13 protein-coding genes are annotated in these 12,839 nt (G+C 72.6%); 7 read left to right on the top strand and 6 right to left on the bottom strand.

From position 1 onward, the window contains the following. The first annotated feature begins 82 nt into the window (after positions 1 to 82). Positions 83 to 1,399 (top strand): type VII secretion-associated serine protease mycosin, encoded by a 1,317-nt coding sequence (mycP, locus tag ACFFIA_RS38105; RefSeq protein ID WP_377261045.1) that lies wholly within the window; start codon positions 83 to 85, stop codon positions 1,397 to 1,399. A gap of 157 nt (positions 1,400 to 1,556) precedes the next feature. Here mycP and ACFFIA_RS38100 read toward each other — a convergent pair whose 3' ends face one another. The 6 genes from ACFFIA_RS38100 to ACFFIA_RS38075 form a co-directional block, all read right to left on the bottom strand. After that, entirely contained in the window at positions 1,557 to 2,735 is a 1,179-nt protein-coding gene (locus ACFFIA_RS38100; protein ID WP_377261042.1) for a MarP family serine protease, read from the bottom strand. Positions 2,736 to 2,801: 66 nt separating this feature from the next. Continuing rightward, the gene (locus tag ACFFIA_RS38095; RefSeq protein WP_377261040.1) at positions 2,802 to 3,482 is read right to left on the bottom strand and encodes an NUDIX hydrolase; all 681 of its coding nucleotides are present in this window, start codon (positions 3,480 to 3,482) and stop codon (positions 2,802 to 2,804) included. After that, complete coding sequence (locus tag ACFFIA_RS38090) at positions 3,479 to 4,108, bottom strand: TlpA family protein disulfide reductase (RefSeq protein ID WP_377261037.1); 630 nt, start codon at positions 4,106 to 4,108, stop codon at positions 3,479 to 3,481. The genes ACFFIA_RS38095 and ACFFIA_RS38090 overlap by 4 nt, the downstream gene beginning before the upstream one ends. Further along, entirely contained in the window at positions 4,105 to 4,881 is a 777-nt protein-coding gene (gene nth / locus ACFFIA_RS38085) for an endonuclease III (protein WP_377261035.1), read from the bottom strand. The genes ACFFIA_RS38090 and nth overlap by 4 nt, the downstream gene beginning before the upstream one ends. A gap of 30 nt (positions 4,882 to 4,911) precedes the next feature. Then, positions 4,912 to 6,030, bottom strand: a complete 1,119-nt coding sequence (locus ACFFIA_RS38080; protein WP_377261363.1) for a CapA family protein — start codon at positions 6,028 to 6,030, stop codon at positions 4,912 to 4,914. Between the two features lie 112 nt (positions 6,031 to 6,142). Continuing rightward, positions 6,143 to 6,808: an adenosylcobinamide amidohydrolase gene (locus ACFFIA_RS38075; protein WP_377261032.1), complete on the bottom strand. Its 666-nt coding sequence runs from the start codon at positions 6,806 to 6,808 to the stop codon at positions 6,143 to 6,145. A gap of 142 nt (positions 6,809 to 6,950) precedes the next feature. On the opposite strand from ACFFIA_RS38075, the gene ACFFIA_RS38070 reads away from it, so the two are divergent. The 6 genes from ACFFIA_RS38070 to ACFFIA_RS38045 all read left to right on the top strand — a co-directional run bounded on the left by ACFFIA_RS38070 (position 6,951) and on the right by ACFFIA_RS38045 (position 12,770). After that, positions 6,951 to 7,628 carry a Crp/Fnr family transcriptional regulator gene (locus ACFFIA_RS38070; RefSeq protein WP_173057568.1) on the top strand — a complete coding sequence of 226 codons (678 nt, stop codon included), beginning with the start codon at positions 6,951 to 6,953 and terminating at the stop codon, positions 7,626 to 7,628. Between the two features lie 442 nt (positions 7,629 to 8,070). Next, positions 8,071 to 8,649, top strand: coding sequence for a TetR/AcrR family transcriptional regulator (locus ACFFIA_RS38065; RefSeq protein WP_377261361.1), 579 nt, complete (start codon positions 8,071 to 8,073; stop codon positions 8,647 to 8,649). A gap of 16 nt (positions 8,650 to 8,665) precedes the next feature. Then, positions 8,666 to 9,454 carry a TIGR03084 family metal-binding protein gene (locus ACFFIA_RS38060; protein ID WP_377261030.1) on the top strand — a complete coding sequence of 263 codons (789 nt, stop codon included), beginning with the start codon at positions 8,666 to 8,668 and terminating at the stop codon, positions 9,452 to 9,454. Continuing rightward, entirely contained in the window at positions 9,451 to 11,037 is a 1,587-nt protein-coding gene (locus tag ACFFIA_RS38055) for an acyclic terpene utilization AtuA family protein (protein WP_377261028.1), read from the top strand. The genes ACFFIA_RS38060 and ACFFIA_RS38055 overlap by 4 nt, the downstream gene beginning before the upstream one ends. Beyond that, positions 11,034 to 11,171, top strand: a complete 138-nt coding sequence (locus ACFFIA_RS38050) for a hypothetical protein (RefSeq protein WP_377261025.1) — start codon at positions 11,034 to 11,036, stop codon at positions 11,169 to 11,171. The genes ACFFIA_RS38055 and ACFFIA_RS38050 overlap by 4 nt, the downstream gene beginning before the upstream one ends. 3 nt (positions 11,172 to 11,174) lie before the next feature. Beyond that, positions 11,175 to 12,770 carry an acyl-CoA carboxylase subunit beta gene (locus ACFFIA_RS38045; RefSeq protein ID WP_377261022.1) on the top strand — a complete coding sequence of 532 codons (1,596 nt, stop codon included), beginning with the start codon at positions 11,175 to 11,177 and terminating at the stop codon, positions 12,768 to 12,770. Positions 12,771 to 12,839 lie beyond the last annotated feature (69 nt).

Below are 12,839 nucleotides of genomic sequence, written 5' to 3'. Positions count from 1 at the left end.
TGCCTCGTACGACTGCGCCCGGAAGAGGGACAGCGACCCGGTCACGGCTGGCTCGTTGTCCACAACTGGAGGCCACACTGCTATGAGGCTGTCGCGCCATCAGCGAGGCGCCGCTCCGGCACGCAACGGAGCGGCGTTGGTGACTGTCACCGCGCTGATCGGCGCCCTTGTGGTGACTCCGGTCCCGGTCCCGGTCGGCTCCTCCGGCACCGGCGGCAGCGCGCCCGCGAGCGTGGTGCGGCGCGACCAGATCCGGGACGAGCAGTGGCAGCTCACCGAGCTTCGGGCCAGTCACGCATGGCGGCATTCGACCGGCGACGGGGTGACCGTCGCGGTGGTCGACTCCGGTGTGGACGCCAGCCATCCCGACCTCGCCGGCCAGGTGCTCCCCGGCATCGACCTCGTGACGCCCGGCAGCGATGGGCGTCACGACCCGGTCGGGCACGGCACCACCGTGGCCGGGCTGATCGCCGGGCGCAACGACGACGACAGCGGAGTAGTGGGCCTCGCGCCACACGCCAAGATCCTGCCGGTGCGGGTCCTCGACGCGGAAAACCGGTACGACGACGCGCTCATCGTCGCCAAGGGCGTGCGGTGGGCGGTCGACAACGGCGCCCAAGTGATCAACCTGTCGCTCGGCGGCAGCGGCACCAGCCCGGCGCTCGCGGCCGCCCTCGACTACGCCTTCGCCCGCGATGTCGTGGTGGTCGCCTGCACCGGCAACCACTCCGCCGACCCGGCGCCCGCAGCCGGGCAGCCCCGCCCGCCGACCGAGGTGTGGTACCCCGCTCGCGAGCCCGGCGTGCTCGCGGTCACCGGCCTCGAGCGAGAGACCGAGAGCCTCTGGTCCGGCTCGATCACCGGCTCCGCGACCGTACTGGCCGCCCCGGCCACCGGCCTGGTCGGCGCCCGCCCCGGTGGCTCGTGGAAGGTGCAGGGCACCAGCTTCGCCGCCCCGCTGGTCAGCGCCACAGCCGCGCTCGTGCGGGCGAAGTGGCCGAGCATGCCGGCCGGCGCGGTCGTCAACCGCCTGATCACAACGGCCAGTGACCTGGGCGCGGTGGGCCGCGACGACCGATACGGCTACGGCCTGGTCGACCCGGTCGCCGCCCTCACCGTCGGGGTCTCGACCGTGGAGCGCAACCCGCTCGACACCAACGCCCCACATGGCGTGGCCGGCTTCGGCGCCGCGCCCGGTGTGGCGGTGGTGGCGTCCGGCTCGGCGAGCGGTGCCCAGGCCGTCGGCGGTCGGGCCCAGGGCCTCCAGACCGACTGGAATGCCCAGCCAGCCGGCGAGCCCGATCACGCCAAGCGCGGCTGGGCGCTCGCCTTCGCGCTGGTGGTGACCCTGGTGGCGGCCGGAGCGGCGGTCACCGTGCGCCGCCGCACCCGCGCCTGATCCCGCCCCCGGCGAGACCACAGCGGTCACCGCACCGGCGCTCGACCGCGCCCGCCAGCCGGGCGGGTCGTGGGACTGCGGAGGGTGAGGCTGCGGGAGCAGCGGCCTGGACCGCGGCGGACGTCGCGGTAGCCCGGATCTGTGTCCTGAAGTGGATCTACGTGCAGTCGCCGGTGGTGGTCGCCCGCGTGCGGCTCTGCCCGGCGGTCGCGACCGGCGCGGCCTCCTGTGCGGTCACCGCGAAGCCCGTGTTTCGGTCGTCGGCCGCCGCCGCGAAGATCACGCCCAGCACCTGACCGTTGGTGGCGACCAGTGGGCCGCCGGAGTTGCCGCTGCGCACCAGCGCCCGGATCGTGTAGATCTCCCGGGTCACGTCGCCGGAGTCGTAGATGTCCGGGCCGGTGATGTCGCCGACGTCGCGCACGCGGGCCGACTGGGCGTTGTACGGGCCGTCGAGCGGATAGCCGAGCACGATCGCGTCGGCATTGGTCGGCGCCTTGCGGGACGCGAACGGCATGACCGGCGCATCGAGGTCGGGCACGTAGACGACGGCGAGGTCGCGGTCGGGGTCGTACACGGTGACCCGCCCGTCGAGCCGCTCGTCGCCGACCTCGATCGAGACCGTCTGCGTGCCGGCGACCACGTGCGCGTTGGTCATGACGCGCTGCGGGGCGTACACGAAACCGGAGCCCTCGATGCGCCGCGAGCAGCTCGGCGCCGAGCCGAGCACCTTGACCACCGACTGGCGGGAGTTGACCACGACCCGGGAGTTGGCCAGCGCCGGGTCGGGCGCGGCGACCTCACGGGCCCGCGTGGGCGCCAGGTTGCCGAAGACCTCCGGGAAGCCACGAGTGTCCACCGTGTGTCGCAGCGCGTCGGAGAGTGCCTGTGCCTGCCGGGGCATGACCCGGTTGACGCCGTCGAGGAGTGCGCTGTTGCGCACCGCGCTGGCCAGCCACGGCAGCGACGAGGAGCCGAGTGGCACCGCGACCAGCCAGGCGACCAGCAGCACCGCGAGCACCGAGACCAGCGCGCCGCCCGCGTCGTCCAGCTTGCGTCCGGTCGGGCTGGTGATGGCGTGTCGCAGGTGCGTGCCCACCCAACCGGCCAGCGCCTGTCCCAGCACGGCGAGCCCGAAGATGGCGATCAACGAAACGACGACGCGCACGGCGTCGTCGGCGAACTGCCTGGCCACGAGCGGGCCGAGTTGGAGGCCGATCAGTGCGCCGCCGAAGAAGCCCGCGAAGGAGAGTGCCCCAATCACGAATCCCTGTCGGTATCCGCTGATCGCGAACAACAGCATAAGGAGGACAAGAGCGACATCGATGGCGGACACCCGTCAAGGGTACGGGGACCAGGCCACCATCGACGGCGACTCGCGGCCAAAGCGCTGCTGGCGGCGTCAGCCCAGCTCGTCGCCGGCCGAGGGGGTCGGCTGCGGTGCCGGCGCGGGCAGGTCGGCGACCCGGTCGCGCGGCCACGGGCGGGCCCAGCCGCCCATCTCCAGCAGCACCGAGAGCACGCCCGCGGTGAACCCCCACACGAGCATCCCGCGCACCTGGAACGCCGGCCCCATCCAGCCGCTCGGATGCCGGAGCATGAGCCGGTTGTCGGGGTCGACCAGCTCGGCCACCGGCAGGCGGTCGACCCGGGCGACCTCGGCCGGCTCGCGCGGATGCACCTCGTGCGGCGTGTGCCACCAGGCGAGCACCGGCGTCACCACGAAGTCGCTGACCGGGATCCACAGCCGTGGCAGCTGGGTGAGCACGGTCACGCTCTCCGGCCGGAGGCCCACCTCCTCGTCCGCCTCGCGCAGCGCGGTCGCGGCGGCGTCGACGTCTTCCGGGTCACTCGCCCCGCCCGGGAACGCCGGCTGACCGGCGTGGTTTCGCAGCGTCTCGGCCCGCTGGAGCATGAGTACGTCGGGCGCGCCCGCCTGCTCGCCGAGCAGCACCAGCACGGCGCTGGCCCGCCCGCCCTCGGCCGGGGTCGGCAAGCGGCTGAAGTCTTCGGCCCGGGCGGTGCCCAGCCGGTCGATCAGCCGCGCCACCCACCGCGGCACCCCGTTGCTCTGCCCGCTCACGGGAGCGTCACCCCGAGGTGCTGGGCGGCCAGCGTCGCCAACTCGGCCTCGTCGAGGGCGGTGGAGTTGTAAACGTGGCGGACCCGCCCGTCGCGGTCGACGAAGAGAGTGGCGGGGAGGGCGGTGATGCCGAGCTTCGCGCGGAGCCGCTCGGAGGGGTCGAAGAGGTTGGGGTAGGTCACGCCAAGTTCCTCGGCGAGGCTGCTCGCGGCGGACCGGCTGTCGCGGATGTCGACCCCGATGACGGTGACCTTGCCGGCGGCCCGGTCGGCGAAGCGCTGGAACGCGGGCAACTCCTCCCGGCACGGCCCGCACCACGAACCCCAGAGATTGAGAACCGCCGGGCCGCGGATGGCGCTGACCTCGACCTCCTGCCCACCGGTGAAGCAGGGGAGCGCCACGTCGGGGAGCGGATCGCCCTGGCCCGGAAGCGTGACCTGCGGGGCGGCGGGCGGGGGCGCGGTCAGCGTGGCGCAGTCGGCGAACGGTGGCGACGACTCGGGCGCCGCCGGCTCCTCCGACCCGCCGCACCCCACCAGGGCGAGCACGGCGACGAGGGCCACGACCACCTTCGCCGCGTGGGCAGGGCCGATCGATGGCGCCGCCGCGCCAGGTCGCTTGCTCACGGTGCGTCCGTGGCCACCATCGCCTTGGCCGGCACGAGGTCTGGGTCGACCCCCGCGGCGACGGCCAGCTCGCGGGCGCGCGGGCCCTTGAGCAGCTTGGCCGCGGCGGCCGCCTCGGTGGGGCCGGTGCCGTAGGACGGGCAGAGCTTGGTGAGCGTGCAGGCGCCGCAGGCGGGCTTGCGGGCGTGGCAGACCCGCCGGCCGTGGAAGATCACCCGGTGCGAGAGCATCGTCCAGTCGCGCTTGTCGAAGAGGGCACCGATGGCATGCTCGATCTTGACGGGATCACTCTCGGCGGTCCACGCCCACCGCCGCACCAGCCGCTGGAAGTGCGTGTCGACCGTGATGCCGGGCACGTCGAACGCGTTGCCGAGGATCACGTTGGCCGTCTTGCGCCCGATGCCGGGGAGCTTGACCAACTCGTCGAGGGAGCCGGGCACCTCGCCGCCGTGCCGCTCGATCAGCGCCTGCCCCAGCTTGATGACCGAGTCGGTCTTGTTGCGGAAGAAGCCGGTGGGCCTGAGCAGCTCCTCCATCTCGCCCCGATCGGCGCCCGCGTAGTCGACCGCGCTCTGGTAGCGCGCGAAGAGCTTGGGCGTCACCTCGTTGACCCGCTGGTCTGTGGTCTGGGCGGAAAGGATCGTGGCAACCGCCAACTGGAGCGGACCCTCGTGGTTGAGCTCGCAGTGCGCGTCGGGGTGGGTCTCCTCCAGGATCCGCCCTATCCGGCGCGCGCGGCGCTTGCGCGACAGGTCACTCTCTACACGGGCCACCCGCGAAGCCTACGCCGGGCCACCGACAGCTCAGCCCGCCCCGGGTGCGGTGATCTTTCCGGACTCGTCCACACTCGCCCCGGTGGACGGAAAGTCCGATTTGCTCAGTCGCTCCACCGCCGCCGCGCCCCGGTGGTCGTCGTCGATCGCGGGCTTGCCGCCGGAGTCGAGGTAGGTGGAAATGAGCTGCCCGCCGCTCCAGCTGCCGTCGGCCGCCAGCGAGACCTTGAGCACACCGCCCAGCCCCAGCACGCCGGACTTGTTGAGCGTGCCCGCGCCACCGGCGAAGTTGCCCAGGCTGTACGCGATCAGCCGACCCTTGTAGAACTCCATCGCGCGCAGCACGTGCGGACCGTGCCCCACGATCAGGTCGGCGCCCGCGTCGACCATGGCGTGCGAGAACTTGATCGGGTCGCCCCGGTTTTCCCCCAGGAACATCTCGGTGCCCGGCTTCACGCGTGTCATGGCCGCGCCCTCCGCGCCCATGTGCACCTGCACCACCACGATGTCGGCCAGGGTCGCGGCCTCCTCCACCACCTCGGCCGCCGCCGACACGTCGACGAGGGGGTTGGACCACGGGTACGACGAGAAGCCGGCCACCGCGACCCGCACGCCCTGGACGTCGATCACCGTGATCTGGCCCGGCGCGCCGGTGTGCCGCAGCCCGTGCTCCTCGAGTGCCCGCTGCGTGTTGCGGTAGCCCGCCGGCCCGTAGTCGTGACCGTGGTTGTTGGCCTGGTTGAGCAGCTGGAATCCGGCGTCCCGCAGATGCCCCGCGTACGCCGGCGGCACGCGGTACTGGAAACACTTGTTGGAGGTCGGACCGCACTTTCCGGTGCCGGTGTCTTCGGTGATCGGCTCTTCGAGGTTGCCCATCACGAGGTCGGCCTTGAGCGCGTCGCGCACCGCGTCGAAGAAGCCCTCGCCGCCGTTGGGCGGGAGCCGGTTGGGCGCGTTGCCCATGATGATGTCGCCGGTCGCGGAGAGCGAGATCGTGCGGAGAGCCGGCTCCCCGGATGGGGGCGCGGCCGCCTGGCCGGAGGGCTCGGCGAGCGCGGTGTCGCGCCACAGCGGCGCCGCCGGCGTCTCCCGGGTCAGCGCGACGGCCAGCGCGCCGCCGCCGAGGAGCACCGCCCCGACCGCGAGCATCGCGGTGAGCGGCCGCGCGGCGCTGCTTCGCCGGCGCTGGCCGCCGCTTCGGGGTCGCGGAGGGGTGCTCATCGCCCCACGACCATACCGCCTGGGCGCCAGTCCGTACGACCTACCGAAGTCGCTCTGACCAGGGCATTCCGGACCCTTGACCGGTGCCGCCGCCGGTGCGAACGGCTGCGTGGACGGCCCGGGCCAGTGGCGCGCCCCACTCGGAGCGGGGTCCGCCGTACTCCGCCTCGGGCCCCTCCGCCGCGCAGAGGACCGAGATCGCGTCGGTGGAGGTACCGGTGGCGGGCAGGCCAAGCTCCCACAGCGCCTGCGCCTTCGCCTCGGTGGCCGTGGCGACGGCGTTGACCAGCGCGGCGACCGAGAGGCGTACGGGCACGCGCACCACGATGTTGACCGTGCCCGGTCCGGCCGGCGCGGCGACGGGCGGGGCGGAGGCCCAGATCGGCTGGCCGAGCCCGACAGTGGCCCACGCGCGTACGCCGCCGTCGTCCGCGGTCACCACCTCGGCGACGTCGACGCCGGTGAGCAGCCCGATGCCCGGACCGGCGAGCCCTTCCCGCGCGGCCAGCTCGGCGAGGTGGACGTCCGGATCGTCCCGGCGGTACGACATCGGCACGGTCGCGTTGACTACCCAGTGACGTATGCCGATCCCTCCGCCCAGCGCGGCGGACGAAATCGCGAGGAGCGGCTCGGCGAAACGCCACACCAGCAGGGGAATGTCGAGGCCATCTTCAGGGCGGGCGGTAAGCGTGGGCTCGGCGGACATCCATCGAACTCTACGGCTCGCCGATCAAGATTCCGGGGGTGCACGCCCGGTCCCCGCCCAGGTGGGCCTAGACTTACTGCGCGCGTCGACACGCTGGCGAGGCGGCCGGCAAGTGAGAGTATGCGCAGGCGGAGGTGCGGCTATGGATGAGGTGTTGGCCCGCAGCGGGATCTTCCAGGGTGTCGACCCGGAGGCGGCGGAAGCGCTCGCCAAGGAGATGGAGACGATCGAGACCCGCAAGGGCGAGGTCGTGTTCAACGAGGGTGAGCCCGGCGACAGTCTCTACATCGTGCTGTCCGGCAAGATCAAGCTTGGTCGGCGTGCGGCCGATGGCCGGCAAAACCTCATCTCCGTCATGGGACCGTCCGACATGCTCGGTGAGCTCTCCCTCTTCGACCCCGGCCCGCGCACGGCGACGGCGACCGCGGTCACCGACACACGCCTGGCCCGGCTGCGCAAGCAGGCGCTGCGCCCCTGGCTCAACAACCGGCCCGAGATCGCCGAGCAGCTGCTGCGCGTGCTGGCCAGGAGGCTGCGCCGGACCAACGACGCGCTGGCCGACCTGATCTTCACCGACGTGCCCGGCCGCGTCGCGAAAAACCTGCTCCAGATGGCTGGCCGCTTCGGCACGCGCGACGGCGGCGTGCTGCGGGTGACCCACGACCTGACCCAGGAGGAGCTGGCCCAGTTGGTCGGCGCCTCCCGCGAGACGGTCAACAAGGCGCTCGCCGACTTCGCCTCCCGCGGCTGGCTGCGGCTCGACGGCAAGAGCGTCATCATCCTCGACCCCGAGCGCCTGGCCCGCCGCGCCCGCGTCTAGGGCCTTTCGTCCGATGCCGCCGGTGGTCGTCTGGTCCCGCCGCAGGCTGGCCATGCCCTTAATGAAAGGTCCTAGGCGACAGATTTGAGCTACCGCGACGTCCGTCGCGGTAGCGACCGCTGCTCCCGCAGCCTCACCCTTCGCGGTCGCACAACCTGCCCGGCTAGACCGACCGCGTCGGGATCGTCGCATTTGCCCGGCCTCCCGATCTGAGGGCGCACGATCTGTCCGGACGCGGCCTCACCGTCGCTGGCGGCGGTCCTCGATCTCGGCTGTTGGTCGCCCGGGCCTGGTCGATCGCGTGGGCCGGGTTCGCCCGCGGACACGCCCGCGCGGGCTCGGCGAGCGGCACCGACGGAACGAACATGCGGGCGAGCGGATAAAAACAAGCAGGCTTGACTGTTTGTTTGGTAGTGGGCAGGCTGAGCGTGTGCCGGTACGCATGCCGCAGCAGGAGCGCAGTCGCGCAACCCAGGCCCGCCTGCTCGAAGCCACCGTGGAGTGCCTGGTCGAGCGGGGCTGGTCGGGCACGACCACGACCGTCGTCGCCACCATGGCGGGCGTCTCGCGAGGCGCGCAGCTGCATCACTATCCGACCAAGGCGTCGCTGGTCATGGCCGCCGTCGAGCACCTGGCCGAGCGCCGCGCCGAGGAGATCCGCAACGAGGCGGCCGCCCTTCCACCCGGCCCGCAGCGGCTCGACGGCGTGGTCGACATGCTCGCGGCGGCGTTCACCGGCCCGCTCTACGTGGCCGCGCTCGAGGTGTGGATCGCCGCCCGCACCGACGCCGAGCTGCGCGCGGCGCTCGTCCCGCTGGAGGCGCGGGTCGGCCGGGAGATGCACCGGCTGACCGTCGAGCTACTCGGCGCCGACGAGCGCGCCCCAGGCGTGCGCGAGGCGGTGCAGGCCACGCTCGACCTGCTCCGCGGCCTCGGCGTGGCCAACCTGCTCTCCGACGACACGGCCCGGCGCACCGCGCTGCTGAGCGCCTGGAAGCGACAGTTGGCCACTCTTCTCTGATGCCGGAGGCACGAGCATGCCCGACCTCGCCGCACTCCTCGCCGATCTCGCCGACGAGTCGGCCGACCTGGACGCCCGGGTCGGCCCGCTGCCGGAGGCGCACTGGACGCGGCTGACCCCGGCAGATGGCTGGACCGTCGCGCACCAGATCGCCCACCTCGCCTGGACCGACCACATGGCGACGCTCGCCGCCACCGACGCGAGTGCGTTCTTCGCCTCGCTCTCCAGCGCGGCCGACGACCCGCACCACTTCGTCGACCGGGGCACCGAGAGCTTCCTCGCCCCGCCAGCGGAGCTGCTCGACCGGTGGCGGGCCGGGCGCGCGGCGCTCGCCGAGGCGCTGGCTGCCGCACCGCTGGCGGAGAAGCTGCCGTGGTACGGCACCGCCATGTCGCCCGCCTCCATGGTCACCGCACGGATCATGGAGACCTGGGCGCACGGGCAGGACGTGGCCGACACGCTCGGCCACCGCCGCGCCCCCACCGACCGGCTGCGGCACATCGCGTTCCTCGGCGTCCGTACCCTCGGGCACAGCTTCATGACCCACGGCCGCGACGTGCCCGCGGCGCCGGTCCGGGTCGAGCTGGTGGGGCCCTCCGGCGTGTGGGAGTTCGGGCCGCCCGACGCCGCCGACCGGGTCGTCGGCCCGGCCGTCGACTTCTGCCTCCTCGTCACGCAGCGGCGGCACCGCGCCGACCTCGCGCTGGTGGCGAGCGGGCCGGTGGCCGACGAGTGGCTCGACATCGCACAGGCGTTCGCCGGACCGCCGGGCACCGGCCGCGAGCCCGCCGGCGCCCGTTCATGATCCGCATCGGCAACGCCTCCGGCTTCTACGGCGACCGCTCCGCCGCCTGGCGGGAGATGCTCGATGGCGGGCCGCTCGACGTGCTCACCGGTGACTACCTGGCCGAGCTGACCATGCTGATCCTCGGCCGCGACCGCCTCAAGGATCCCTCGCTCGGCTACGCCCGCACGTTCCTGCGGCAGATGGAGGAGTGCCTCGGCCTGGCCGCCGACCGCGGCGTCCGCATCGTGACCAACGCCGGGGGTCTCAACCCCGCCGGGCTGGCCGCCGCGCTCGGCTCGCTCACCGCCCGGCTCGGCATCCGCACCACCATCGGGTACGTCGAAGGCGACGCCCTCGACCGCCCCGGCGCACTGGCCGCCAACGCCTACCTGGGCGCCTTTGGCATCGCCTCGTGCCTCGACGCCGGCGCCGGTGTCGTGGTGACCGGCCGGATCACCGACGCGTCGCTGGTGGTGGGCCCGGCGATCGCCCACTTCGGATGGACCCGCGACGACCTCGACGCGCTGGCCGGGGCGACCGTCGCCGGCCACGTGCTGGAGTGCGGCGCGCAGGCGACCGGCGGCAACTTCAGCTTCTTCACCGAGCTGCCCGACGGCGGGCGCCGGCCCGGCTTCCCCATCGCCGAGGTGCACGCCGACGGCTCCTCCGTGATCACCAAGCATCCCGGCACCGGCGGCGCGGTCACGGTCGAGACGGTGACCGCCCAGCTCGTGTACGAGATCGCCGCCCCCGCCTACCCCGGCCCCGATGTGGTCACGCACCTCGACACCGTGCGGCTCGCACAGGAGGGCCCGGATCGCGTGCGCGTCACCGGGACCCGGGGCACGCCCCCGCCGCCCACCCTCAAGGTCGGCGTGGCCGGTGTCGACGGCCACCGCAACGCGATGACCTTCGTGCTGGCCGGGTCCGACCTGGACGCCAAGGCCGCGCTGGTCCGTGCCCAGGTGGAAGACGCGGTGGGCAAGGAAGGTCTGACGTTCACCCGCACCAGCACGGAGTTTGGCGCGCTGCTGCACGTGGCGATCCACGATGCCGACGCCAGGCGCGCGGGTCGCGCCTTCTCCTCGGCGGCGGTGGAGCTGGCCCTCGCCTCGTACCCGGGCTGCACGCTCACCACCCCGCCGGGCGACGCCACGCCCCACACGGTCTTCACCGCCGAGCACATCCCCCAGGGTCCACACTGGGCGATCCATCCCGACGGCACGCGGGTCGAGATCCCGCCGCCCGCACGCGTCGAGGAGCCGAGTGCCGCACCGGCGGGTCGATCACCAGTACGTACGAGCGAGCGGCCACGCGGCGCCTACGGCACTCGTTCAGGTGACAAGGGGCCCGACGCCAACATCGGCGTGTGGGCGCGGTCGGCTGACGACTACGCGGCGCTGACCGGCTGGCTGAGCGGCGAACGTCTCGCTGAGCTGCTGCCGGAGGTCGCCGGGCATCCCGTAGAGCGATACGAGTTGCCCAATCTGTGGGCTGTCAACTTTGTGATCAAAGGGCTGCTCGCGCGCCGGGATTGGCTTGATCCACAAGGGAAAGCGCTGGGAGAGCGGCTGCGCGCCAGACTGGCGGAAGCACCATGACCACGATCCGTGTCGCGTCGGGCAAGCCACTCGTTACGGGAATGGCGATGGCGAAGAACATCGTCGTACCGGCGTGCGGCCAGGGAGGCACGACCGAGATCAGTAACGAGATCGCGAAACAGATGGGGGTCTGAGCCATGGCCGTCCTGGACACCGCCATCGACCCGCGCAACCCGTCGTACCTGGAAAACCGCAGTGCGATGCTGGAACGGCTCGCGGAGCTGGACACGGCACTCGACGCGGCCCGGGGCGGGGGCGGCGAGAAGTACGTGACCCGCCACCACGCGCGCGGCAAGCTGCTTCCCCGCGAGCGGATCGAGCTGCTGCTCGACCAGGACGCACCGTTCCTGGAGCTGTCGCCGGTGGCCGCTTGGGGCACCGACTTCCCGGTCGGCGCGAGCGTCGTGACCGGCATCGGCGTGGTCGAGGGCGTCGAGTGTGTGATCGTCGCGAACGACCCGACGGTACGCGGCGGCGCGGTCAACCCGTACACGCTGAAGAAGACCCGCCGGGCCGGTGAGATCGCGCTGGCCAACCGCCTACCGATGATCAACCTGGTCGAGTCCGGCGGTGCCGACCTCCAGACCCAGTCGGAGATCTTCATCCCCGGTGGCCATGTGTTCCGCGACCTGACCCGGCTCTCGGCCGCGCGCATCCCGACGCTGAGCGTGGTGTTCGGCAACGCGACCGCCGGTGGGGCGTACGTGCCGGGCATGTCCGACTACACGATCATGGTGCGCAACCAGGCGAAGGTCTTCCTCGCCGGCCCGCCGCTCGTCCGCATGGCGACCGGCGAGATCACCGACGACGAGTCGCTGGGCGGCGCCGCGATGCACGCCGCCCGCTCGGGTCTGGCCGACTACGTGGCCGAGGACGAGCGCGACGGCATCCGGCTGGCCCGCCAGTGTGTCCGGCGGTTGAACTGGCGCAAAGCCGGACCTGCCCCGCGCCTGGCGACGCCGCCCAAGCACGACGTCGAAGACCTGCTGGCGGTGGCGAGCGCCGACCTCAAGGTGCCCTTCGACCCGCGCGAGGTGCTGGCCCGCGTACTGGACGGCAGCGAGTTCGACGAGTTCAAGCCGGCGTACGGCACCGCACTCGTCACCGGCTGGGGCGAGCTGCACGGCTACCCGGTCGGCGTGCTCGCCAACGCCCGCGGCGTGCTCTTCTCCGACGAGGCGCAGAAGGCGGCCCAGTTCATCCAGCTCGCCAACGCCTCCGACACTCCGCTGCTCTTCCTCCAGAACACGACCGGTTACATGGTCGGCACCGAGTACGAGCAGCGCGGCATCATCAAGCACGGTGCTCTGATGATCAACGCGGTGGCCAACTCGACCGTGCCGCACGTGACGCTCAACCTCGGCGCGTCGTACGGTGCCGGCAACTACGGCATGTGCGGGCGGGCATACGACCCGCGCTTCCTCTTCAGCTGGCCCAACGCCAAGTCGGCGGTGATGGGGCCGGCACAGCTCGCCGGCGTGCTGTCGATCGTGGCGCGGCAGGCGGCCGAGGCGAAGGGCCAGCCCTACGACGAGGACTCCGACCGGGCGATGCGGATGATGGCCGAGCGGCAGATCGAGTCGGAGTCGGCCGCGCTCTTCCTCTCCGGCCGGCTGTACGACGACGGCGTCATCGACCCACGCGACACCCGCACCGTTCTGGGGCTCTGCCTCTCCGCAATCCACAGTGGACCGATCAAGGGCGCCGAGGGCTTCGGCGTCTTCCGGATGTGAGGGAAGCGGCCTGTGAGCGCGAGGAGTGAGCTTCGACGGCCTCGACCGCGCCGCGGCGGCCCGCACGCG

Origin of the sequence: Phytohabitans kaempferiae (assembly GCF_042433955.1) — a bacterium.
Lineage (GTDB): Bacteria > Actinomycetota > Actinomycetes > Mycobacteriales > Micromonosporaceae > Phytohabitans > Phytohabitans kaempferiae.
The sequence above is the reverse complement of the archived record's forward strand: the minus strand, read 5'-3'. Positions and strand labels throughout refer to the sequence as shown.